The 24,040-nt window shown below is 53.4% G+C and carries 18 protein-coding genes, 1 tRNA gene and 3 pseudogenes; 15 read left to right on the forward strand and 7 right to left on the reverse strand.

Annotated elements, in window-relative coordinates; genetic code table 11:
• Positions 1–40: 40 nt before the first annotated feature.
• Together J1779_RS11815 and J1779_RS11820 are read left to right on the forward strand one after the other, a co-directional pair.
• Positions 41–9,823, forward strand: a complete 9,783-nt coding sequence (locus tag J1779_RS11815) for a two-partner secretion domain-containing protein (RefSeq protein WP_217203850.1) — start codon at positions 41–43, stop codon at positions 9,821–9,823.
• A 14-nt stretch (positions 9,824–9,837) separates the two neighbouring features.
• Positions 9,838–10,044 (forward strand): hypothetical protein, encoded by a 207-nt coding sequence (locus J1779_RS11820; RefSeq protein WP_056781052.1) that lies wholly within the window; start codon positions 9,838–9,840, stop codon positions 10,042–10,044.
• A gap of 49 nt (positions 10,045–10,093) precedes the next feature.
• Here the strand turns inward: J1779_RS11820 and J1779_RS11825 are convergent, their stop codons facing one another.
• Positions 10,094–10,252, reverse strand: a complete 159-nt coding sequence (locus J1779_RS11825; RefSeq protein ID WP_072158185.1) for a SymE family type I addiction module toxin — start codon at positions 10,250–10,252, stop codon at positions 10,094–10,096.
• Between the two features lie 42 nt (positions 10,253–10,294).
• Here J1779_RS11825 and J1779_RS11830 point away from each other — a divergent pair.
• The 7 genes and pseudogenes from J1779_RS11830 to J1779_RS11860 form a co-directional block, all read left to right on the forward strand.
• Positions 10,295–12,631: pseudogene (locus J1779_RS11830) on the forward strand (hemagglutinin repeat-containing protein); the annotation flags it as partial.
• Complete coding sequence (locus tag J1779_RS11835; protein ID WP_183850198.1) at positions 12,628–12,852, forward strand: hypothetical protein; 225 nt, start codon at positions 12,628–12,630, stop codon at positions 12,850–12,852. The pseudogene J1779_RS11830 and the gene J1779_RS11835, both read left to right, overlap by 4 nt.
• A 175-nt stretch (positions 12,853–13,027) precedes the next feature.
• Positions 13,028–14,109 (forward strand): annotated as a pseudogene (locus J1779_RS11840) (IS3 family transposase).
• Between the two features lie 30 nt (positions 14,110–14,139).
• Positions 14,140–14,361 carry a hypothetical protein gene (locus tag J1779_RS11845; protein WP_217203851.1) on the forward strand — a complete coding sequence of 74 codons (222 nt, stop codon included), beginning with the start codon at positions 14,140–14,142 and terminating at the stop codon, positions 14,359–14,361.
• Positions 14,361–14,603: a hypothetical protein gene (locus J1779_RS11850; RefSeq protein ID WP_217203852.1), complete on the forward strand. Its 243-nt coding sequence runs from the start codon at positions 14,361–14,363 to the stop codon at positions 14,601–14,603. The genes J1779_RS11845 and J1779_RS11850 overlap by 1 nt, the downstream gene beginning before the upstream one ends.
• Positions 14,604–14,938: 335 nt before the next feature.
• Entirely contained in the window at positions 14,939–15,118 is a 180-nt protein-coding gene (locus tag J1779_RS11855; protein WP_217203853.1) for a hypothetical protein, read from the forward strand.
• A complete protein-coding gene (locus tag J1779_RS11860; protein WP_217203854.1) occupies positions 15,118–15,390 on the forward strand; it encodes a hypothetical protein in 273 nt (90 codons plus the stop codon). The genes J1779_RS11855 and J1779_RS11860 overlap by 1 nt, the downstream gene beginning before the upstream one ends.
• 45 nt (positions 15,391–15,435) lie before the next feature.
• On the opposite strand, the gene J1779_RS11865 is transcribed toward J1779_RS11860, so the two are convergent.
• On the reverse strand, positions 15,436–15,651 hold the full coding sequence (locus J1779_RS11865; RefSeq protein ID WP_217203855.1) for a SymE family type I addiction module toxin: 216 nt from the start codon (positions 15,649–15,651) through the stop codon (positions 15,436–15,438).
• 187 nt (positions 15,652–15,838) lie between these two features.
• Here J1779_RS11865 and J1779_RS11870 point away from each other — a divergent pair, with 187 nt between their 5' ends.
• Entirely contained in the window at positions 15,839–16,702 is an 864-nt protein-coding gene (locus J1779_RS11870) for a VENN motif pre-toxin domain-containing protein (protein ID WP_217203856.1), read from the forward strand.
• Between the two features lie 272 nt (positions 16,703–16,974).
• On the opposite strand, the gene J1779_RS11875 is transcribed toward J1779_RS11870, so the two are convergent.
• Entirely contained in the window at positions 16,975–17,103 is a 129-nt protein-coding gene (locus J1779_RS11875) for a SymE family type I addiction module toxin (RefSeq protein WP_238485143.1), read from the reverse strand.
• Positions 17,104–17,451: 348 nt separating this feature from the next.
• On the opposite strand from J1779_RS11875, the gene J1779_RS11880 reads away from it, so the two are divergent.
• The 5 genes and pseudogenes from J1779_RS11880 to J1779_RS11900 all read left to right on the forward strand — a co-directional run bounded on the left by J1779_RS11880 (position 17,452) and on the right by J1779_RS11900 (position 19,167).
• A complete protein-coding gene (locus tag J1779_RS11880; RefSeq protein WP_217203857.1) occupies positions 17,452–17,697 on the forward strand; it encodes a hypothetical protein in 246 nt (81 codons plus the stop codon).
• Positions 17,698–17,810: 113 nt separating this feature from the next.
• Positions 17,811–18,254 carry a hypothetical protein gene (locus J1779_RS11885; RefSeq protein ID WP_217203858.1) on the forward strand — a complete coding sequence of 148 codons (444 nt, stop codon included), beginning with the start codon at positions 17,811–17,813 and terminating at the stop codon, positions 18,252–18,254.
• Between the two features lie 82 nt (positions 18,255–18,336).
• Positions 18,337–18,535, forward strand: a pseudogene (locus J1779_RS11890) (toxin C-terminal domain-containing protein); the annotation flags it as partial.
• Between the two features lie 4 nt (positions 18,536–18,539).
• The gene (locus J1779_RS11895) at positions 18,540–19,037 is read left to right on the forward strand and encodes a hypothetical protein (RefSeq protein WP_217203860.1); all 498 of its coding nucleotides are present in this window, start codon (positions 18,540–18,542) and stop codon (positions 19,035–19,037) included.
• Positions 18,991–19,167: a hypothetical protein gene (locus J1779_RS11900; protein WP_217203861.1), complete on the forward strand. Its 177-nt coding sequence runs from the start codon at positions 18,991–18,993 to the stop codon at positions 19,165–19,167. The genes J1779_RS11895 and J1779_RS11900 overlap by 47 nt, the downstream gene beginning before the upstream one ends.
• Positions 19,168–19,307: 140 nt before the next feature.
• Here J1779_RS11900 and J1779_RS11905 read toward each other — a convergent pair.
• From J1779_RS11905 to recJ, 4 genes are all read right to left on the reverse strand, one after another.
• Positions 19,308–19,381 (reverse strand) — tRNA-Gly (locus J1779_RS11905).
• Between the two features lie 150 nt (positions 19,382–19,531).
• Entirely contained in the window at positions 19,532–21,067 is a 1,536-nt protein-coding gene (gene lysS, locus J1779_RS11910) for a lysine--tRNA ligase (protein ID WP_056781950.1), read from the reverse strand.
• A gap of 9 nt (positions 21,068–21,076) precedes the next feature.
• Positions 21,077–22,175 (reverse strand): peptide chain release factor 2 gene (gene prfB / locus J1779_RS11915; RefSeq protein ID WP_122097049.1). Its coding sequence is split into 2 segments (ribosomal slippage): positions 21,077–22,099 and positions 22,101–22,175, totalling 1,098 coding nucleotides; the frame shifts between segments, so codons are not numbered across the junction.
• Between the two features lie 131 nt (positions 22,176–22,306).
• Entirely contained in the window at positions 22,307–24,040 is a 1,734-nt protein-coding gene (recJ, locus tag J1779_RS11920; RefSeq protein WP_217203862.1) for a single-stranded-DNA-specific exonuclease RecJ, read from the reverse strand.

A 24,040-nucleotide genomic window follows, 5' to 3' on the forward strand; every position in this document is an offset into this window, starting at 1 on the left:
CACAGATTGTTGTGGACCCTTTGTTAGCAAGGAAGCTGCCATGAACAAGCATCTCTATCGGATTATTTTTAATAAAACACGCGGCCTGTTGATGGTGGTGGCCGAAATCGCCAAAGCCCATAACGGGGGAGGCGCACGCGAGGCTGTGCCTAATCAGCGCACCTGCCAGCGTATCAGCCGCCTCTCCAGCCTGAGTTTTAGCCTGTTACTGGCGCTGGGTTGCGTCAGTCTGAACGTACAGGCGGGAATCGTTGCCGACGGCAGTGCGCCGGGTAACCAGCAGCCGACTGTTATCGGCAGCGCCAATGGCACCCCGCAGGTCAATATTCAGACGCCTGGTGCAGGCGGGGTTTCACACAATAAATTCAGCCAGTTCGATGTGGATAACCAGGGCGTTATTCTCAATAACTCGCACAACAATACTTCCACCCAGTTGGGCGGCATGGTCACCGGCAACCCGTGGCTGGCCAAAAAAGAAGCCACCGTTATTCTCAACGAAGTCAATTCACGCAACCCCAGCCAGCTAAATGGCTATATCGAAGTGGCGGGTAAAAAAGCCCAGGTGGTGATTGCCAACCCGTCTGGCATCACCTGTGACGGCTGTGGGTTTATCAACGCCAATCGCGCCACGCTGACCACCGGACAGACGCAGCTCAATAACGGGCAAATCACCGGTTATGACATCGGCCAGGGCAATATCACCGTGCAGGGCCGGGGCATGGACAGCAGCAGGCAGGACAGTACCGACTTGATTGCCCGCGCGGTCAATATCAACGCCGGAATTTGGGCCAATGACCTGAAAGTCACTGCCGGACGTAATCACGTTGATGCCGACCATCAAAGCATCCGCGCCAGCGCAGCCGATGGCAGTACGCGCCCGGCACTGGCCATTGACGTTTCACAGCTTGGCGGCATGTACGCCGGTAAAATCCGCCTGATAGGCACGCAAGGCGGCGTTGGCGTGCGCAACGCAGGCAATATCGGCACCTCGGCAGGCAGCGTGGTGGTGACCGCTGAGGGTCGTATTGAGAACAGCGGCACGATCAACAGCGCGCAGGATTTGGCGGTCACCGCTCAGGGGGATATCCAAAACAGCGGCAATGTGTACGCCGCTGGCAACGCCACGGTAGCCGCCTCCGGCGCGTTGACCCACAGCGGCATTATTGCCAGCGCCAGTCAGACCCGCGTCAGTGCGGCGTCCATTAATGCCAGCCAGCAGAGCGTTTTGGCCGCGGGCATGAATGATCAGGGCCAGTTTGGCAGCACCGGGGATTTAACTCTCAGCAGTCAGGGGATGTTAAGCGCCCGCGGGCAGAATCTGGCTCCGGGGCAACTGAATGTTCAGGGTGCGGCGGTCGACCTGAGCGACAGCCAGACTTCTGGCCAACATATCCAGGTTACGGCATCCACTGGCGACCTTTCCACCGCCCGCGCCAGCGTGTCGGCGACGAAAACGCTCAGCCTGACGACGCCCGGTCAGTTAAATAACACTGGCGGCAAACTGGCGGGCGATAAACTCAACCTGACGGCTCGCCAGCTGGTCAATCGGCAAGGCACCGTCCAGCAACTGGGCACCAGCGACCTGACGCTGTCGCATCAGGCCAGTATCGATAACAGCGGCGGGACGATTGCCAGCAACAGCGTCAACCTGACCTTTAACACCGACATTTTCGACAACACTCAGGGGCTGATACTGCACGCGGGTGACGGGCAACTGACCCTCGACGCCGGGCAGTTTAACGATGCTCAGGGCACCCTGACCAGCAACGGCGCGCTCAATTTACGCGCGAATACGCTGACGCTGGACAACGCCAGCACCCAGGCCGGACAAATCACGGTCAATGCGGGAACGCTCTCCAACCGTGCCGGTAGCCTGGCGCAAAGCGGCAACGGCGCGATGACAGTCACGGTGACGGGCGCACTGGATAACAGCCGCGGCAGTATGGCCAGCAATGGCGCGCTGGCGGTGCAGGCCGTGCAGGTCACTAACGCGCAGGGAAAACTGCTGGCGGCCGCCGACAGCACCTTTAGCCTGACCAGCAAGGGCGGGTTGAACAACCAGCAGGGCCAGGTCGCGGGCGGGAACATCGCGGTGAATACCGGTACGCAGGCGATCAATAATCTGCAGGGCGTGTTTGCGGCCACAAGTCAGCTTGCGATACAAAGCGGCAGCCTGAACAATGACGGCGGCCTGTTGCAATCCGGGGGCGCCCTCTCCCTCAATACGCACGGCGCGGCGTTAAGCAACCGCAACAGCGGGGTTAATGGCGGCATACTCAGCCAGGGGAACCTGCTGATCAGCAGTGGCGCACTGGACAACAGTTCAGGCGTACTGGTCGGTGGAAGCACCAGCCAGTTGTTAACCGCCGCGCTGAATAATCAGCAAGGCCAGCTGATAAGTCAGGGTGCCTTAACCCTGACCTCGCAGGCGCTGAACAATCAGGCCGGGCTGGTACAGTCCGGCGATACGCTGGCACTCAATACGCAGGGCCAGACCCTGACCAATACTGACAGCGGCGACGCGGGCGGTATTATTAGCCAGGGAGCGATGACGCTCACTACCGGCAACCTGAATAACCAAAACGGTTTTATTCTCGGGCAGGCTGTCACCGCCAGCCTTCATACCGATACGCTCAATAACCTTTCTGGCACCTTTGCCAGTCGTGGCGCGCTAACTCTCGACAGCGGCGCAATCAACAACGATGGCGGATTGTTGCAGTCAGCAGCGGCGCTCACCATCGACACCCACGGCGAGGCCATCAGCAACCGCAACAGCGGCGATCGGGGTGGCATTCTCAGTCAGGGCACCCTGACGTTGCGCGCGGGTCATCTTGATAACCAGTCCGGCGTGCTGATGGGCAACCAGAACAGCGCCCTGACACTGGCGCAGGTCAATAACCAGCACGGCATACTCGGCAGCCAACAGGGCAACCTTTCGCTGACTACGCAGGCCTTTGACAACACCGGGGGCCTGATACAATCCGGCCAGTCGCTGACGCTCGATACTCAGGGCCAGCGCCTGACTAACACCGCGAGCGGCGAGACCGGCGGCCTGTTCAGTCTGGGCGACCTGACGCTAAATGCAGGTGATGTCGATAACCAGTCTGGCGTTATCGTTAGCCAGCAATCGGCCAATATCAGCACTCAGACGCTCAATAATCAGAACGGCAAACTGGCCAGCGGCGGCGACCTCACCCTGCTGACGCAGGCCGTCAATAACACCGGCGGCCTGATGCAGTCGCAGGGAGCAATGAGTCTCGACACTCACGGGCAGTCGCTCAACAATACTTACAGCGGCGAGAGCGGCGGTATCAGCAGCCAGGGCAATCTGACACTGACCACCGGTCAGTTCGACAATACACAGGGGTTTATTGCCAGCAATGCCCAGGCGGCTATCACCAGCGGTGAGTTTATCAACCAGAACGGCCTGCTCGGCAGCCGTCTGGATTTGACCTTATCCACCGCCGCGCTGACCAACCAACAGGGCACCTTACAGGCCGGGCAAACTCTGGCGCTGGACACCCACGGGCAGCAACTGGATAACCAGAACAACGGGCTGATAAGCGCTGGCAATGCTTTGCAACTGCTGACCGGGGCGCTGCTTAATCAGAGTGGCCAGCTGCAAAGTCGTGAAAGCCTGAGTATCAATACACAGGGCCAGTTACTGGATAACCAGAACGGGCTGATGCTCTCGGGCGACAGTTTACAGATTGACAGTGGTGAGCTGAATAATAGCCGCGGGCAGTTGCAGGCGGTGGGTGCACTGACGCTCAATGCCTGGAATGCCACCCTCACCAACCTGTCCGGGCTTATCCGCTCCGGCGCCAGCGTGGTCATCAACAGCGTCCAGCTGATTAACCGTCAGACGCAAGGTACGGATGAAGGGATTGAAGGTCAGTCGGTGCACATCAGCGCCGCAGCGGTCGATAACAATCAGGGCGTGATGCGCAGTGATGATGCGCTGGTAGTGACTACCGGCTCACTGGATAACACCGGCGGTCTGGCCTCCTCCGGCAACCGGTTAAACATCAGTGGTAACGGGCTGGCACTGACCAACACCGGCGGCACGCTGATTGCCGGTAACGCGTTTGACCTGATGGCGGATTCTCTGACCGGCGACGGCAATGTGCTGTCGCAAGGAGATATGCAACTTGCACTCAATCAGAATTTCGTTAATCAGGGCCAGGTGGTTGCCAATGGCGATTTGACCTTCACCCTTAATCAGCAACTCACCAATAACAGCCTGATAAAAGCCGGTGGTGTGCTGGATATGCATGCCAGCCAACTGACCAATAACGCTCCGGCGGAAATTAGCGCTGGGGCAACTCACCTCTCTGTTGATAACGACCTGACCAACCGCGGGCTGATCGACGGCGGGTTGACCCATATCGACGCCGCGACGCTGACCAATATCGGCAGCGGGCGGATTTACGGCGACCATATCGCGATTAAGAGTGACACCCTGAATAACCTGGCCGAAAGCGGCACGGCGGCCACTATTGCTGCCCGCGAACAGCTGGATATCGGTGCGCAGACCATCAACAACCTCGACCACGGGCTGATTTACAGCGCGGATTCGCTGGCGATTGGCGGTGCGCTGGACGATAACCTTAACGCTACCGGTCAGGCCGGAATACTCAATAACCACAGTTCGACGGTGGAATCCGCCGGGGACATGTGGCTAAACATTGCCCAGATTAACAACGTCAATGACCATCTGGTAACCGCTACGGTTATCACCGAAAAGTCGGCGCACCATGAAGCTGCCCTTTCCAGTTCGCCGAACCGCTTTGACTGGGCCGACATCAATACCTCTACCAGTAACAAATACGGCGTACACAAAGCCATCATGCCGGACGGCACCAGCGGTAACACCTTCTATGAATACCAGTATGACCGCACGGTGACCGAGACCCAGGTTACTGAGAGTGATCCGGGGCAGATCATCGCGGGCGGAAATCTGGCTATTAACAGCAATACGGTCAATAACCTCGACAGCCGCATCGTCGCAGGCGGATTGCTCTCCGGTGTGATTGGCTATCTGAATAACGTCGCCACTCAGGGTGAGAAAATCACTACTGACATCGGTACCCAGACCCGCTGGTATGCCAAGAAGACCAAACACAGCTTCGGTGGCACCACCACCTCACAGGGCAAGGATAAAAGCAATTATGCCCCTGCCCCGGTGATACAGACCATCGACCTTAAAACCGTTGCCTATCAGGGCAATACCGATGTCAGCGGCAGCGGCACCACCATTGCCGGTCGCAATACCACTGCCCTGACCGGTGATATCGCAGGCGCCGGTGATACGCGCGGGCTGAGCAATATCGATGCGGCCACGCTTCGCTCACAGGATAGCGCCGGGGGACTGTGGCAACCGGGTGTTATCCCGCTCGACACTCCGCTGGTGCTGCCGGCCGGTCAGACTTTCCACGTCGATTTACCGACGGTGAACGGGATAACTCCGGTTATCCGCATGGTCAGCCCGAATACCCGACTGCCAGATAACAGCCTGTTCCAGCTGCACCCGGAGAGCACGGCGTCGTATCTGGTAGAGACAGATCCGCGCTTCACTAACCAGAAGAAGTGGCTGGGCAGTGACTATATGCAGAACGCCTTTACCACCAACAATGACAACGTGCTGAAACGCCTGGGAGACGGCTACTACGAGCAGCAGCTGATACGTCAGCAGATTATCAGCCTCACCGGTCAGCGTTATCTGGACGGTTATGGCAACGATGAAGATCAGTTCAAAGCGCTGATGGACAACGGCATCGCCTTTGGTCAGCAGTACCACCTGACGCCCGGTGTAGCACTGAGCCCGGTGCAGATGGCGTTACTGACCGGCGACATGGTGTGGCTGGTCGCACAGACGGTGACGTTGCCGGATGGCAGCACCGAGCAGGTACTGGTGCCGCAGCTGTATGCCAAAGTGCAACAAGGGGATGTGGACGGCAGCGGCGCCCTGCTCGCCGGTAAGCAGGTCGCCCTGAGTGTCGGCCATGACCTGACCAACAGCGGCACCATCGCCGGACGTGAAGTGACCCAGCTGACGGCGGATAATCTGACCAACAGCGGCTTAATCAGCGGCGACCGGGTCAATCTGATGGCGCGTACCGACCTGACTAACCTCGGCGGCACCTTACAGGCCAAAGACAGCCTGGTGGCTATCGCCGGACGCGACCTGACCAGCAGCAGCTCACTGCGCGGCACCGACGCCAACCGCTACCTTGACCGGGTGGCAGGCATCTATGTGCAAAACGACAACGGCCAACTGGGCCTTCAGGCCATCAATAATCTGAACCTGACGGCGACCGACATCAGCAATGCCGGTAAAAACAGCCAGACCACGCTGATTGCCGGTAACGATATCAATCTCAACACCCTGACCACCACCCACAGCGAAAACGGCAGTTGGGGCAAAGGCAATGACCGCAGCGTGACGCAGAGCACCGATGTCGGCACGCAGATTACCGGCGCTGGCGCCATTGCTTTGCAGGCGGGCCACGACCTTAACGCCCGCGCGGCGACGGTCAATGCCGCAGACGCCCTCACGGCAATCGCAGGCCATGATATCAACCTGACCAGCGGCAACGACAGCTACCATGTCACCGAGAACAGCCGTCAAAGCAGCAAAGGGATAGTGTCGGGCCAGACCATTACCACGCACGAAGAAGTGCAAAGCCAGAGCGCAATCGGCAGCAATTTCGGCGGCGATAAGGTGACGATGCAGGCCGGGCATGACCTGTTAGTGCAAGGCAGCAGCGTGGCGGGCACTCACGATGTCACGCTGGCGGCGGGCAACAACCTGACCGTCACCACCGCTGATGAAACGCGTCAGGAGAACCATCAATATCAGGAGAAGAATACCGGCCTCTCCGGCACCGGCGGCATTGGTTTCAGCTACGGTCAGCAGAGCCTGAAAACCACCGACGACGGCGTCACGCATTACAGTGCCGGCAGCACGGTGGGCAGCGTCAACGGCAACACCACGCTGAGTGCGGGCAACAACCTGACGGTCAAAGGTTCGGACGTGCTGGCCGCGAAGGACATCAATCTGAGCGGCAGCGAAGTGAACATTCTGGCGGCAGATAACCAGAGTTCGCAGACGCACACCGTGGAGCAAAAGCAGAGCGGGCTGACGCTGGCCCTGTCCGGCACTGTCGGCAGCGCGATTAACACGGCGGTCTCGGGCGCCAACGACGCCAGCAAGCAAAGCAGCGACAGGCTCGCGGCCCTTGATGGCATGAAGGCGGCGCTCAGCGGCGTGCAGGCGTATCAGGGCAAATCTCTGGCTGAAGCGGACGGCAGCGAAGGCAGCATGATAGGCGTTAATCTCTCCTACGGCAGCCAGTCGTCGAAATCCACGCAGACCCAGACCAATAACCAGAGCCAGGGCAGCACGGTGACGGCGGGCAATAACCTGAATATTCGGGCGACCGGCACCGACATTAACATTCAGGGCAGCCAGTTGCAGGCCGGTAAAGACATCGGACTGATAGCTAACCGCGACGTGAATCTGTGGTCGGGCGTCAATACTTCAGTACTCGACGGTTCGAACGAGAGCCACGGCGGTTCGGTGGGCGTCGGGTTCAACTTCGGTCAGGGCGCGAACGGGTTATCCATCAACGCCAGCGCCAATAAAGGCAATGGCAGTGAAACCGGCAACGGCACCAGCCATACCGAGACCACCGTCAACGCCGGAAACAATCTGAACATTGTCAGCGGCCGCGACACCACGCTGACCGGTGCACAGGTCAGCGGTGAAAAAGTGACGATGGACGTGGCCCGTAACCTGACCCTCACCAGCGAACAGGACACCGACAACTACGACTCGAAGCAGCAAAACGCCAGCGCCGGCGGCAGTATCAGTATGGGAGGCGGCAGCGCCTCGGTGAATCTGAGCAAAGATAAGATGCACAGCACCTACGAGAGCGTGCAGGAGCAGACGGGTATTTTTGCCGGCAAAGGCGGCTTTGACATCACCGTCGGCGACCACACCCAGCTTAACGGCGCGGTTATCGGCTCGACCGGGGATGCCAGCCTGAACAAGCTCGACACCGGCACGCTGGGGTTCAGTGATATCAAAAACAGCGCCGAGTATGAAGTCGAGCACCAGAGCGTGGGCGTCAGCACCGGTGGCAACATCGGCGGCCAGTTCGCAGGCAACATGGCCAACGGCCTGCTGGTGGGCGTCAACGGCAGCGGCAGCGACAGTTCAACCACCAAAGCCGCCATCTCCGGTGGCACCATTATTGTCCGTGACAAAGACAACCAGACTCAGGACCTGAACGACCTGAGCCGCGACGTCGAGCACGCCAACCAGACCCTCTCCCCTATCTTCGACAAAGAGAAAGAGCAGCAGCGTTTGCAGGAAGCGCAAAAGATTGGGGAAATCGGTACGCAGGTGATGGATATTGCCAGGACGCAGGGGGAAATAGCGAAAGCTAACGCGCTGAAAGATCCGAACGCAATACAGGCGGCGAAAGAAGTCCTGGCTGGCAAAGGGATCCTGAATCCGACGCAAGAGCAGATAAACAATCAGGTTGGTACTACGGCCATGGCACCTTACGGGACGGGCAGTGACCTGCAAAGAGCGCTTCAGGCGGCGACGGCGCTGGCGCAAGGTCTGGCCGGTGGTAATCTGCAACAGTCGGCAGCAGGAGCGGCCAGTCCTTATGTTGCCGGGATCATTCATGATATGACCACCAACGCGGATGGGTCGGTGAACCTAGCAGCAAACGCGATGGCGCATGCTGTCTGGGGCGCAGTAGCCGCACAGGCTAACGGCAACAACGAATTAGCCGGCGCGACCGGCGCGGCGGGTGGCGAACTGATGGCTCGATACATTGCAGGTGAAATGTATCCGGGCGTCAGGCCAGAAGACCTGAGCGAAGAGCAGAAGCAAACGCTCAGTGCGCTTGGTACACTGGCGGCAGGGTTAGCCGGTGGTCTTACGGGAGACAGTTCGGCGGATGCTGTTGCAGGAGCGCAGGCCGGGCAGAATGCGATTAACAACAACCTGATTGGCGGCAGTGATGAAGGGCAAACACCGTTCGTTCAGGAGCATGGGAAAGACGTACTGTCATGCTCAGATGCCCCAGACGCGGCAAGTTGTCAGCGTGGTAAAGCGGTCAATAATGCCATCGCGTTAGCACTAGGTGCCGGTGCTGCGGGCGGCGCTGTTATCGCGATAACCCCTGAAATTATCGCAGTGGCTCAGGCTGGTGTAACTAACTGCACAACCAATCCAGTCCTTTGTTTTAACGAGGTCTCCATCTGGTTAGCAGATATGGGAATGGGGGAAGCTCTTCCGGCAGGTCTCGCAGTCGGTGCGACGGGAAAAATCACCGCTGAGCAACTGGCAATACTTTCAGAAATAAAAGCAGCGATGGCGGTAGAAAAACAGACCGGTAAGAAGGTGAGTGCGGATGCGGTTGAGAGTATTGTCAGTAGTAAGTCTACTAGTGGTGCAGAAAATGCGGCCAATGCTTCTAAACTTAATACCCAGTTGTCAGCACAAGAAATAGCAAATGGACATGCTTTTGAGAAGCATGTTCTACAACGCGGTGAGTTTGATACTTTGGGTATTAGAACAAGAGCGCAATTTGAACAACATGTTGAAAATGTGATTAATAATCCAACGGATGTTCGTTACTACAATGATGGACGGGTAGTATATCTTGACTCGACGACCAGAACGGTAGTGATTAGAAATCCAGGCAAAGGCGAAAGTACAGCATTTAGGCCTGATTATGATAATGGTTGGGATAAGTATATAAAACTATTACCAACCCAGAACACACCTCCAATTAGATAAAATAGATTATTTTTATGAAAATTTTAGATAAAAAAGATGACAGTATATCCCTAGAACTCACTCATAAAGAGTTCAATGTGATTAGAGAAATGATCTCAGCGGTATTAATTTCATGTAGCCCAAATGAAATCCCAACGTTAACCGGTTGGAACAAAGAGGAACTACTTGATTTTGGTATTCTTTTAAGTGAGATAGCAGAAGAAAATAACATTAATCTTTAATAATAAATCCCGCCCTTATTGGCGGGATTTTACTTTATACGTCAGTTAGTTACTCTTCAGTCGTCAGCCGAATGATCAGTTGCCCCGGCTGCGTGATCACCTCAAGCTTCTGCCCCGTGGTAAAGCCGAGTTGCCCGAGCCAGCGGCCCTTTAGCGTGATCTGCGGATACGGGTCGGATTGCCCGTGGTTAGGGCGGTAACCCACAATACTCTGCTGTGCTCAATGCTCTTTAACATTGTTAGATAATAGCTCGGCGGAGTGCAGGCGTATCAGGGTAAATCTTTGGCTGAAGCGGACGGCAGCGAAGGCAGCATGATAGGCGTCAATCTCTCCTACGGCAGCCAGTCGTCGAAATCCACGCAGACCCAGACCAATAACCAGAGCCAGGGCAGCACGGTGACGGCAGGCAATAACCTGAATATTCGGGCGACCGGCACCGACATTAACGTTCAGGGCAGCCAGTTGCAGGCCGGGAAAGACATCGGGCTGATAGCTAACCGCGACGTGAATCTGTGGTCGGGCGTCAATACTTCAGTACTCGACGGTTCGAACGAGAGCCACGGCGGTTCGATGGGCGTCGGATTCAATTTCGGTCAGGGCGCGAACGGGTTATCCATCAACGCCAGCGGCAACAAAGGCAAAGGCAGTGAAACCGGCAACGGCACCAGCCATACCGAGACCACCGTCAACGCCGGTAACAATCTGAACATTGTCAGCGGCCGCGACACCACGCTGACCGGTGCACAGGTCAGCGGTGAAAAAGTGACGATGGACGTCGGCCGTAACCTGACCCTCACCAGCGAACAGGACACCGACAACTACGACTCGAAGCAGCATAACGCCAGCGCCGGCGGCAGTATCAGTATGGGCGGCGGCAGCGCTTCGGTGAATCTGAGCAAAGATAAGATGCACAGCACCTACGAGAGCGTGCAGGAGCAGACGGGGATTTTTGCCGGCAAAGGCGGCTTTGACATCACCGTCGGCGAGCACACCCAGCTTAACGGCACGGTTATCGGCTCGACCGGGGATGCCAGCCTGAATAAGCTCGACACCGGCACGCTCGGGTTCAGCGATATCAAAAACAGCGCCGAGTATGAAGTCGAGCACCAGAGCGTGGGCGTCAGCACCGGTGGCAACATCGGCGGCCAGTTCGCAGGCAATATGGCCAACGGCCTGCTGGTGGGCGTCAACGGCAGCGGCAGCGACAGCTCGACCACCAAAGCCGCCATCTCCGGTGGCACCGTTATTGTCCGTGACAAAGACAACCAGACGCAGGATGTAACCGACCTGAGCCGCGACGTCGAGCACGCCAACCAGACCCTCTCCCCTATCTTCGACAAAGAGAAAGAGCAGGAGCGGTTGCAGGAAGCGCAAAAGATTGGGGAAATCGGGAGTCAGGCGGGAGATATTGCAAGGACGGCGGGTGAGATAAAAGGGCTGGAAGCCGCGAAAGCCGCGCATCCTGAGCTCAGTGGCAAAGCACTGCTGGAGACTAAAGAGTACAAAGACACCCAAAAACAGTACGGCACCGGAAGTGATATCCAGCAGGGTATCAGCGCAGCCACTATGGCGCTTCAGGGGCTGGCGGGTGGTGATATGGTTGCGGCACTGGCGGGTGGTGCGGCACCGTATCTGGCTGAGGTGGTGAAGAAAGCCACAGGCGACAATCAGGGAGCGAACATCATCGCTCATGCGGTAGTAAACGCAGCGCTAGCCGCAGCGCAGGGTAGAGATGCAGCAGCAGGTGCTGCGGGAGCCGCCGCAGGTGAACTGGCGGGTATGATAGCGCTGGACACTTACGGTAAACTGGTGAGTGAACTGACGGAGCAGGAAAAACAAAAAGTGCTGGCCTTATCGACGCTGGCAGCGGGTCTGGCGGGTGGTTTAACCGGAGACAGCACGGCAGACGGTATGACAGGCGCGATAGCAGGAAACACCACGGTGAACAACAACCTGTTAGGCGGTGGAACGGAGGCAGGCCAGGAAGCATTTATCCGTCAGCACGGTATTGATATGGCAAGTTGTGCTGATGCACCGGGTTCGGCAAGTTGCCAGAAGGCGCAGAATGAGGCAAATGCAGTGGCAGGCGCAATGGCGACCGCAGGGCTGATTTATCTGCCCGGAGGAATGCAGATGACAGGTGCTATTGGCGGCAGTGCGAATGCCGGTATCCAGTATCTGATCAATGGTGAAGTTAATCCTACCGATGTACTGATAGCCACCTATGTCGGGGCATTTACTGCATACACAGGTGCGTGGGGAACAGTAGGCTGGAATGCAGCAGGTGGTGCGACATCGAATTATCTGAAGGGGGATGATCCGTTGACAGGGGCTGGATGGGCAGCAGGTGGAGCCGCATTGGGCTACGGGATAGGTAAGTATGTTATCACCGCACCGCTTGATAAAGTTATGAACCCAACATGGAAAAATTATAAATGGGTGGATATGGGGATGGGGATTAGTAAGCCGTTGCCTTCAAGTCCTATTCCTGGGATATCCGGTAATGGTGGGGCTGCATTATCTACTGAGACAGGTAGTCAGCTAGGACCTAAAGTTATTGATATTTTGGAGGAAAAATTAAAATGAAAGAGTTAAAAATATTCATCTTAATTATTGGCCTCCATATTATAGCCATCGCTTTATGTGCACTTATACTGCAAATGGTTTTTATAACTTTCATATATCTCTATACAGGTATATTAGATATTGATTTATATAATATATTCGTATTCGTTAGAGCAGGGGCTGGGGGCGGATGTATCGCTGGTTTTGGTGTTTGGCTTATATATCGATTTAATATCCACTAACAAGCAAATCCCGGCTCACATCTGAGCCGGGATCTTTTTGTCTATCACTCACCTACAGGCCGAATAACTGTAAGAATCCCAGCTTTAGTTCCACGCACTTTTAGAGATCTTCCGACATACTGATTATGTCCCCGAGGAGATCGCTATGCGTAAAATCCGATTCACCTAATACCAGATCATCGCCGTCCTGAAATCAGTCGAGGCTGGCAGGACCGTTAAAGATGTCTGTCGCGAAGCCGCTATTTCCGAAGCCAGCTACTACAACTGGAAAGCAAAATATGGCGGGATGGAAGCCGCTGATATCAGAAAAATCAAAGATCTTGAGGACGAGAATCGTCGTCTGAAGCAGATGTTTGCCGATCTGAGTCTGGAATGCCGGGCGCTGAAAGACATCATCGAAAAAAAGCTTTAAAACCAGCGATAAAGCGTGAGCTCGTTAGCTATCTGACCACACAGTTTACGATGAGCATACGCCAGGCGTGCAGGACGTTATCGCTGAGCAGGACGGTGTTTCGTTATCAACCGGATACGCGACGTGATGAAGCGGTGATCCAGAGACTGACTGAGGCGGCCGAGCGTTATCCTCGCTACGGCTTTAAGAAGCTTTTTCAGGTGCTTCGCAGGCAGGGGCACGTCTGGAACCACAAGCGGGTACACCGGATTTACTGTCTGTTAAAAATGAATTTTCGTCGTAAGGGTAAACAACGCCTGCCGGTGCGCAATCCGGCCCCGCTGGCAACGCCGGAAGCACTGAACCAAAGCTGGTCGATTGATTTTATGCACGACGCGCTGACATGTGGCCGACGTTTTCGGACTTTCAATGTCGTTGATGATGTTAACCGTGAGGCTTTGGCGATAGAAATTGACCTGAATATCCCGGCGCAGCGGGTCGTGCGGGTGCTAGACAGAATAGTAGCAAACCGTGGATATCCACTGAAGATGCGCATGGATAACGGGCCGGAACTGATATCACTGACTCTGGCACAATGAGCTGAAGAGCATGGCGTGATGCTGGAATTTATCAAGCCGGGTAAGCCAACACAGAACACGTTTATAGAACGGTTTAACCGAACGTACCGGACCGAAATACCGGATTTTTATCTGTTCAGAACGCTGAATGAAGCACGAGAAATCACGGAACGGTGGCTGAATGAATATAACAGTGAGCGGCCTCATGAATCCCTGAATAACCTGACGTCGGAAGAATATCGGCTGATGGCAGAGAAACTGGAAATCTCAAAAAGTGCGTGGAACTAAAGCTGGGATCCTTACAGTGCCGCTTCGGGATTGGGTTACGGGATCGGTAAATTTGCACAGGGATCTCTGGACAACATATTTAATCCGAACTGGAAAAGCTATGAATGGGTTGATATGGGAATGGGCATATCAAAACCATTAACACCAAGTTCTATTCCCGGTATAGCAGGTAATACAGGAACTGCTATTGCAACAGAAGGGTCTGGTGCCATTATTAACGAGAAAATAAATAGTCTTCAGGAGAAAAAATAATGAATATGAAGGCAGTGTTTTCTTTTTTTATGTTCAATATCATATGGGTATTGGTTGTTCTTTCTATGGCTGTGGTTATTTTTTTAATGCTGAGAACATTTGTATGGTTCTCTTTTGGTGGAGATTTTCTTTTTTCACTTGAAGATATTCGAAGAGCTAACCGTATTAGTCTATTTGCCGGGCCTATTTGTGGCTCAGGTAGCTGGCTTATCTACTATCGTCATTACAGATCCTACAAGTAAGTAAATCCCGGCCAAATCCCCGGGATTTCGGGAGGAGCTGCAGGTGCTTTTGGCCTTGAATATAGTAGTGCACTTATCAATGCGGAAATATTAAAAAGAAACACAAAATGAAACGACCCTTTTTGTATCTTTTGGCCATGATCTTTATATGGATCACGATTATTTCTGTTACTGCTTTTTTCATCGAGTGGCTGTAAACAAACAAACCAACCCTCCAGTTTGACTGGTGGCGAATTTTCAAAAATGGAGGGGTAATTGGTCTACTTTTTGGTATTGCAAATTGGTTCTTGTTTCGACTAAATTACCGCCATTACTTGTAAGAGCTACCCCTGACAATGGGCAGCAACGGCGGCGGTACAGAATCTGGCGGGGGCTTTGGGAAATATGCGCCAAGTTTGCTTGCGCCATATGCAGGTAGCGCTTCCGGCGTTTTAGGTGATATAGGTGGCGCATTAACTTTTGAATCAATAAATGATAGAGCGAAACAAATATTGAAAAGTGAGGAAAAGAAATAGTGAAGAGAAAAATGACATTGCGAATATCTCTTTTATTGTTGCTTTATCTTTGTGCTGCTTTCTTTATTCTAGGTGTGGCAGCGAGAGTTATCACAGGTGTTGTGTATTCTGGACAAATATATTTGCTTCCTGGAGAGCTTATTAAAGCAGCAAAAATGAGCTTTATTGGGGGGCTATTGGGAACACTCGCTGCATTAATCTTCAACAAAATCGACGAATACAACACCCGTAAAAATAAAAAAGATCCCACCGATCCCCCTGATAACCCGTAGTCGTCAAATCACCCCGGTCAGTGCCGGGGTGCCTTTATCTTGCCCCTACCACACCGCCATCTCGGCCCGGATGATCAACACGCCGTCCTGTGCGGTGATGGTCACCGGCTGACCGGCATTAAACCCCAGTTCGCCCAGCCAGCGCCCCTTGAGGGTCAGTTGCGGCAGCGGGTTGGGTCTGCCGCTGTTGGGGCAATAACCGACGGTGTAACGCCGGGCTTGGGGGGTGGCGGGTTCTGCGGTAAGCTCGCGCTCAGTCATGATCAACTCCTGTTTAGTTGCTTATGGTTAGCGGGGCTGAGGTGTTCGAGCACGTCAGCTCCGCGTTAGTATTAACTCTCTTCTTTCGTTGTCTGCGATACTCGGGCCATCGCCCCGGCGACCTGGTTCTTGATAATCATCGCATCCAGCAACTCACAGATCACATCCTGTTCATGCTGCGGCATCTGTGAAATCGTCTCAAACTGGTAACGCAGTTGCTCGCTGGGGCCACGTCAGTGAATTTATCGCGCAGCAGCTTTATCCGAATACCAAACGTGAAGATTTAACCGAAGAGCAGAGGCAAACTATCAGCGCGTCAGGCACGATGGCCGCCGGACTGGCGGGCGGGTTGACGGGGGACAGTTCAGCGGATGCTGTAGTGGGAGCGCAGGCTGGGAAGAATGCGGTTGAGAATAACTTCCTGGGTACGGAAGAAGATCAAATTAAAGCTGTACAGAGGCACGGAGCAGATGTTCTCTCCTGTGCAGATAACCCGTCAGGTGCAGCCTGCCAGCGAGGGATCGCAGAAAATAAAGCGTATGCAGGGGCGCTGGCAGCAGCGGAGCTGATTTATTTACCGGGTGGAATGCAGGTAACAGCTGCCCTTGGTGGGACAGCAAATGCTGGTATTCAATATGCGATTAACGGAACAGTTAATCCAACAGATGTATTAATCGCGACCTATGTTGGTGCATTTACAGCTAACACTGGCCTATGGGGAACTATAGGCTGGAATGCGGCAGGTGGCGCGACATCGAATTATCTGAAAGGGGATGATCCGTTAGCAGGTGCAGGTTGGGCAGCAGGTGGAGCCGCACTGGGCTACGGAATGGGTAAATACTTAATCGAAATGCCGCTGAATAAAGTGTTGAATCCTACATGGAAAAATTATGAGTGGACCGACATAGGGATGGGGATTAGTAAGCCATTGCAATTTGATGCTCGTCCAGGAACTTGGGGTACTATAGCTGGTTCAACCACCACCGAAGGTGCTGCTCAGGGCGGTTCTAAAATGGTAGGCAGAATAAAAAGAAAGGATCCAATTAAATGAAGCGAGAATTGTCCATTCTTATATATGTAATAGCAATGGGTACTTTTATCATTTTTCTTGTCGCTTTCTTAAGTCGACTGTTTACATATTGGTCTAATGATATTGCTATCCCATTCGAGGAACTGCTTTATATAAGTTTTAAAGTAGGATTAGCAGGCGGTACTATCGGTGGTATAGGCACTTGGCTTATGCATATATTTAATTTATATCGTCACAGGTAAGCTCAAATCCCGGCTCACTTCTGAGCCGGGATCTTTTTGTCTATCACTCACCTACAGGCCGAATAACCAGTTGCCCCGCTCTACAGCAATAGTCACCGGCGTATCTGTCCCAAATCCTGCCTCTTCCAGCCAGTTACCCTTCAAATGCAGGCTGGGCAAACGGGGGGAGAAAACGCTCATCGGGGCTTGTACATCCGTACATCAGAATGCACTGGCAAAAATGGGTTGTAACCTGCTGACTGTAAAGGGAAAATAGTGCTGTTCTTGCTAAGCTTGCGTCGGAAAGAGTATGTTGGGGAGACTAATGCGCTGTCAGCGCCGGATGATCAGAAACGTCAGGATGTGAAATGGTCACTACCGTATCTTGGAGGTGAAAAGAAAGCGCAGGCAGAGAAGGATTAGATGCTGCGTGTTTAGCGAATCCAAGCTGCTTGCGATGGCGACGGCGAAGAGTCAGCCCAAAGCCCGAGTAATACCGGCGGTGATCAGGGGGCAACGAATACCGGTAATCTTGATGGCGCACCGGTTGTGGGCGGGAATACTACAACCACGCCGGTTGCAGAGCAGAATCCGGATGATTTGGCTTATACACCAGAGAAAAGTAAATATGTTCCTAGCCCCAAACATGCTGCTGGAGGTTGGGGCACTCCTATGGACTTAAGTGATTCGAAGGCTCAGGAAGTATTAAATAACTCCATTCAAGGTGGTAAGCAAAAATATGGAGTTAGTGTTGGTAAAATCTATGAATTTCAACCTGATAATGTTGGAGGATGACATGGTTATCCAGTGCCTGGGACAGAAGCACCACCAAAAGTATTACGTGAGATTCTTGCTAGAGGTGATATTAACAAAGCCGAATACAATAATATGATTAAAGGTAAATAGTTATGAATAAGCTGAATGTCACTTTGTTTAATTCCGCTGAAGCGAAAAAATCACAAGCTGTTGAAATATCGATAAAAAGCAATGACGTTTTGCATGCATTGTTTACCGGGATAGTCGATTTTCAAGCATTAATTGAGTGGTTGAAAGAAAATGAAGATGCAATTCGAAAAGCGGACTTTCCGATAGTTAATTTAACTGAAGACTCTTTAGCAAAAAAAATCCATTGCTTTTATGAGAGTGTGGACGTAGATGACGATGATCTCATTGATGCAATGTTTGATTATAGAACATCCCATTGCCTTAGATTTGCATGTCGTGGAGTTGATTTTCCTGAGATTTATATTGGGAAGTTAGTAAGTAAACATGAAATTTCTTTATTTACAGACAATGAAACTTGGCGGTATTTTTTTGATGTTGACGATTTTTTTGGCAAATTAAAATGCTGAATAAGTCCCGACCCTAGAGCCGGAATTTTATTCTATAGCCTCAGCTATAATGCTGATTCCGCTAACGGTAATAGTGACAAAGAACTTAGGTTATGGACAACGAATCCCACCGCAAAAAAGCGCCATTTGACTCACACGGTCAGCCGGTATATTACAACGGAAAAAATTATATTAGCCCCGATGTTGACAGCCATAATGTGACGAATGGTTGGAAGATGTTCAATAGTAAAGGTAAGCGTATTGGCACTTACGACAGTGATCTGAACCGGATTCAGGATTAATTATATGTTTGGTATATTCCCCGAAGATACACCCGTGACAATGGAAGATGAGCCGGTTTTTCCTGCTGAAATTATCATTGATGATTTTAATGAAAAACTAAATATCCCAATAAGTTACTGGGGTTTAAGTGATTATAAACAAAGTTGGCTCAAGTCACTTGAGAGCGGCCTTGCTAATAAAGATCATGCCGTGCTAGCTGTTTCAATGTATGAGCCAGGGCAAAGTAATTTTATTTTTGTATGGGTGATATATTTTGAAGAGAAAAATGCTTACTTACAAAACAGCATTCTTTTTTTGGATGAACATCCGGATTTCATGCCGGATAAGATAAATGAATTTATAGAGCCTCGGACTACCCATAATGAAGATGGTATGAAAATCTCGGAGTGGAATACGGATCTAGATAGTGTTCTGCATTTTTACAATAGCCTAAAAAATAACAAGAATCCCGGCCATGATGGATATTGCGCTGACGCAGGGCGACCTGAATGGGCTGAGTGAAGCTAAAAAGGCGCATCCTGACATGACCGCCGACCAACTGCGCCAGACTGATGCTTACAAAGCAGAGATGGCGAAATACGGCACCGGCAGTAGCTTGCAACAGGGACTACAGGCCGCTACGGGGAACTGATCAAAACTATACGCGATCATATACACATCAAATACTGGCTTTCAAGGGATGTGCTCGGACGCAAGCGGACAATAAGATGGATAATACATTTGATTTTATTGGTTTTTTTGGATGATTACGGAAGGTCTGGGAAATGATTCTGGAGCGGGTGAAGGGAATCGAACCCTCGTATGCAGCTTGGGAAGCTGCCGTTCTACCATTGAACTACACCCGCATCGGTGTGCGAGGGGCATTATAACCGGTTACAGCGGCGGAGCAAGGCGTGATTGCGGATAAGCGCTGGAGTTTTAAGCAGTTAGCGTGTGGCGTGATCTGCAACATAAAAAAGGGCGCCGGAGCGCCCTTTTGTTGTTTCTGAGGAAGCTTATTTCTGTGTCTGCGGACGCATTGCCGGGAACAGGATAACGTCGCGGATGGTGTGGCTGTTGGTGAACAGCATAACCATACGGTCGATACCAATACCCAAACCGGCGGTCGGTGGCAGGCCGTGTTCCAGCGCTGTCACGTAGTCTTCGTCGAAGAACATCGCTTCGTCGTCGCCTGCATCTTTCGCAGAAACCTGGTCAGCAAAGCGCTGTGCCTGGTCTTCAGCATCGTTCAGCTCGGAGAAACCGTTACCGATTTCTCGGCCACCGATGAAGAATTCAAAACGGTCAGTGATTTCAGGGTTGTCGTCATTACGGCGCGCCAGCGGAGAAACTTCTGCCGGGTACTCGGTAATGAAGGTTGGCTGGATCAGTTGCGCTTCTGCGGTTTCTTCGAAGATCTCAGTCACGATACGGCCCAGACCCCAGCTCTTCTCGATTTTGATACCGATAGATTCTGCGATAGCGGTCGCTTTAGCCAGATCGTCGAGATCGGCAACGTTGGTTTCCGGACGGTATTTGCAGATCGCTTCACGCATGGTCAGCTTGGCGAACGGCTTGCCGAAATCGAAAGTCTGCTCGCCGTACTGCACAACGCTGCTGCCCAGAACCGATTCGGTCAGCGTGCGGAACAGGGATTCGGTCAGAACGATCAGATCTTTGTAATCCGCGTACGCCATGTAGAGTTCCATCATGGTGAACTCTGGGTTGTGACGCGGAGAAACGCCTTCGTTACGGAAGTTACGGTTGATTTCGAATACGCGATCGAAGCCACCCACCACCAGACGTTTCAGATACAGTTCCGGCGCGATACGCAGGTACATGTCGATATCGAGTGCATTGTGGTGCGTGATGAACGGACGCGCCGCTGCACCGCCAGGGATCACCTGCATCATCGGGGTTTCGACTTCCATGAAGCCGTTTTCCACCATGAAGCTGCGGATACCCGACATGATCTGAGAACGGATCTTGAAGGTTTTGCGGGAATCATCGTTGGCGATCAGGTCGAGATAACGCTGACGGTAACGCGCTTCCTGATCCTGTAAGCCGTGGAATTTGTCCGGCAGCGGGCGCAGTGCTTTGGTCAGCAGACGCAGTTCAGAACAGTGGATCGACAGTTCGCCGGTCTTGGTTTTGAACAGCTTACCGGTCGCACCCAGGATATCGCCCAGATCCCATTTCTTGAACTGTTCGTTGTAGATGCCTTCTGCCAGATCGTCACGCGCAACGTAAAGCTGAATACGGCCACCCACATCTTGCAGGGTCACGAAAGATGCCTTGCCCATGATGCGACGGGTCATCATACGGCCACCGACGGTAACGCTGATGTCTAAGGCTTCCAGCTCTTCGTTGGTCTTTTCGCCGTATTTCGCGTGCAGTTCATCGGAGATGCTGTCACGACGGAAATCGTTAGGGAACGCATTGCCGGATTCGCGCAGCAAAGCCAGCTTCTCACGACGCGCCTTAAGCTCGTTGTTAAGATCGGGTACGTTTTCTGTTGGCTGCTGTTGAGCAGGCGATTGTTGTTCAGACATGTTGGTTCCTTATAACCCGGCTTTCAAACTGGCTTCGATGAATTTATCCAGGTCGCCATCCAACACGGCCTGCGTATTTCGTGTTTCGACGCCTGTACGCAAATCTTTGATACGAGCATCATCCAGCACGTAAGAACGAATCTGACTGCCCCAGCCGATGTCAGACTTGTTGTCTTCCAGCTGCTGTTTATCCGCATTTTTCTTCTGCATCTCATACTCATAAAGCTTCGCTTTCATCTGCTTCATGGCCTGATCTTTGTTTTTATGCTGGGAGCGGTCGTTCTGACACTGGGTCACAATGTTGGTCGGAAGGTGGGTAATACGTACCGCAGATTCCGTTTTGTTGACGTGCTGACCACCCGCACCTGACGCGCGGTATACGTCGATACGCAGGTCGGCCGGGTTGATTTCGATAGCGATGTCATCGTCCACTTCCGGATAAACAAACGCGGAACTGAAAGAGGTATGACGACGGCCACCGGAGTCAAACGGGCTTTTACGTACCAGGCGATGCACGCCAGTTTCGGTACGCAACCAGCCAAACGCATAGTCACCGATGATCTTGATGGTGGCGGATTTCAGGCCTGCGACTTCGCCGTCAGACTCTTCAATCACTTCCGTTTTGAAACCTTTGGCTTCGGCCCAGCGTAAATACATACGCAGCAGCATGCTCGCCCAGTCCTGCGCTTCCGTACCACCGGAACCGGCCTGAATGTCGAGGTAGCAACTTGCGCTGTCGTATTCACCGGAGAACATGCGGCGGAATTCGAGCTGCTCCAGTTTGGCGGTCAGTACATCGAGTTCGGCAACCGTTTCGTTGAAGGTGTCTTCATCGTCGGCTTCAACAGCCAGTTCGAGCAGGCCGGTCACGTCTTCCGCGCCCTGCAACAACTCATCGATGGTTTCCACGATAGCTTCCAGAGCGGAACGTTCTTTACCCAGCGCCTGTGCGCGTTCAGGTTCGTTCCAGACGTCCGGCTGTTCCAGCTCGGCGTTTACTTCTTCGAGGCGTTCTTTCTTGGCATCATAGTCAAAGATACCCCCGAAGAACGACTGTCCGTTCGGACAGGTCCTGAATGCGGTTTTTAACCGGATTAATTTCAAACATAATTTTTTCGCGTCTTACGTTAGATTCGGAGTTGGCCCAATGCCATTCGAACCGCCGATTCTAACGGAATTAGCGGTCTTTTTATAGCAACGAGCCGTTTTTTTGCAGGGTTTATTCCGTACGCAAAAGGCTTATTTCGGCCACAAATGTTGAATGATCAACTGAACGCTGCGATTTCCACGGAATTCGTTGATATCCAGCCGGTATGCCAGTTGCACTTCACGGATGCTGCTGTCGGGCCAGAAGGTCGGATCGATGTTAAACGCAATGCCGTCAAGCAGCGGGCCGCCGCCGAGGGGTTCAATCATCAGTTTCAGATGACGCTCTTTCAGGAGCTTTTGTTGCAGGATTCGGAAAGTGCCGTCGAACGTCGGTTCAGGGAATGACTGCCCCCAGGGGCCACCGTCACGCAGCATTTCAGCGGTATCCAACGTCAGTTCCTGCGCGGCCAGTTCGCCATCGGACCACACCACGCCTTCCAGATGCGAAGGATCCAGCCATTCGCCGACCAGTTCGGCGAATTTGTCGCGAAACTCGTCGAATTTGCTCTCTTCCAGCGATAAGCCTGCGGCCATCGCGTGCCCGCCGAATTTCATCATCAGGCCCGGATTGAGGGTATCAAGGCGTTCCAGCGCATCGCGCATATGCAAACCGGCAATCGAACGGCCTGAGCCTTTCAGAATACCTTCACCTGCCGGCGCAAACGCAATCACCGGGCGGTTAAAACGTTCTTTCAGGCGAGATGCCAGAATACCGACCACGCCCTGGTGCCATTCCGGGTGGTACATCGCCAGCCCGTACGGTAACGCCTCGGTGCCCTGCTCCAGTTTGTCGCACAGCGCCAGCGCTTCCACTTGCATACCCTGCTCTATTTCGCGACGGGTCTGGTTAAGCGCATCTAAATCACTCGCCAGCGCGCGTGCCTGGCCGATATCTTCAGTGAGCAGCAACGCCACACCCACTGACATATCGTCAAGACGCCCGGCGGCGTTAAGCCGTGGCCCCAGAGCAAAACCTAAATCACTCGCCCCCAGCGTGCGTGCTTCACGACCGGCCACTTCCAGCAACGCGCGGATGCCGGGGCGACATTTTCCCGCACGGATGCGGTTCAACCCCTGATACACCATGATGCGGTTATTGGCATCGAGCGGCACCACGTCTGCCACGGTACCGAGCGCCACCAGATCCAGATGTTCCGCCAGATTGGGCGGCGTCAGACCGGTTGTCTCGAACCAGCCGCTGTCGCGTAACGCACTGCGCAGCGCCAGCATCAGATAAAACGCCACACCGACACCCGCCAGCGATTTGGAAGGAAACGCACATCCGTGCAGATTCGGGTTAATGATCGCTTCGGCATCCGGCAAGGTATCGCCCGGCAGGTGGTGATCGGTGACCAGCACCTGAATGCCCTTCTCGTGGGCAAGCGTAACGCCTGCATGAGAAGAGATGCCGTTATCCACGGTCAGAATCAGCTCAGCACCGCGCGCCGCAGCCTGCTCCACCACTTCCGGGCTGAGGCCGTAACCGTCTTCGAAACGGTTTGGCACCAGAAAATCAAGATTGCCACAGCCCATACTGCGCAGGGAAAGCAGCGCCAGCGCGGTGCTGGTGGCACCATCGGCGTCGAAATCGCCGACGATAATAATGCGCAGCCGCTCCGTCAGGGCTTTTTGCAACAGCCTGACCGCATCATCGATGCCATCAAGTTGCTGATAAGGCAGCATGCCACGCACGCTGCGCTCCAGTTCCTGGCTGTCTTTCACGCCACGCGAGAGGTATAAACGGCGTAATAACGGGGAGAGTTCAGCGGGAAGTTCCACGCCGGTCGCGGCCTCACGGCGGCGAAGTTGAGTCTTAAGGGTCAC

This window comes from Rahnella rivi (assembly GCF_019049655.1).
Classification (GTDB): Bacteria; Pseudomonadota; Gammaproteobacteria; order Enterobacterales; family Enterobacteriaceae; genus Rahnella; species Rahnella rivi.

What these genes read in the sequence shown, in the direction of transcription:
- J1779_RS11865 (WP_217203855.1), bottom strand. Translation starts at nt 15,651, where the DNA reads ATGACTGAGCGCGAGCTTACCGCAGAACCCGCCACCCCCCAAGCCCGG.
- J1779_RS11895 (WP_217203860.1), top strand. Translation starts at nt 18,540, where the DNA reads ATGTTTGGTATATTCCCCGAAGATACACCCGTGACAATGGAAGATGAG.
- J1779_RS11835 (WP_183850198.1), top strand. Translation starts at nt 12,628, where the DNA reads ATGAAAGAGTTAAAAATATTCATCTTAATTATTGGCCTCCATATTATA.
- J1779_RS11855 (WP_217203853.1), top strand. Translation starts at nt 14,939, where the DNA reads ATGGGCAGCAACGGCGGCGGTACAGAATCTGGCGGGGGCTTTGGGAAA.
- J1779_RS11850 (WP_217203852.1), top strand. Translation starts at nt 14,361, where the DNA reads ATGAATATGAAGGCAGTGTTTTCTTTTTTTATGTTCAATATCATATGG.
- J1779_RS11820 (WP_056781052.1), top strand. Translation starts at nt 9,838, where the DNA reads ATGAAAATTTTAGATAAAAAAGATGACAGTATATCCCTAGAACTCACT.
- J1779_RS11875 (WP_238485143.1), bottom strand. Translation starts at nt 17,103, where the DNA reads ATGAGCGTTTTCTCCCCCCGTTTGCCCAGCCTGCATTTGAAGGGTAAC.
- J1779_RS11885 (WP_217203858.1), top strand. Translation starts at nt 17,811, where the DNA reads ATGAATAAGCTGAATGTCACTTTGTTTAATTCCGCTGAAGCGAAAAAA.
- lysS (WP_056781950.1), bottom strand. Translation starts at nt 21,067, where the DNA reads ATGTCTGAACAACAATCGCCTGCTCAACAGCAGCCAACAGAAAACGTA.
- J1779_RS11815 (WP_217203850.1), top strand. Translation starts at nt 41, where the DNA reads ATGAACAAGCATCTCTATCGGATTATTTTTAATAAAACACGCGGCCTG.
- J1779_RS11900 (WP_217203861.1), top strand. Translation starts at nt 18,991, where the DNA reads ATGATGGATATTGCGCTGACGCAGGGCGACCTGAATGGGCTGAGTGAA.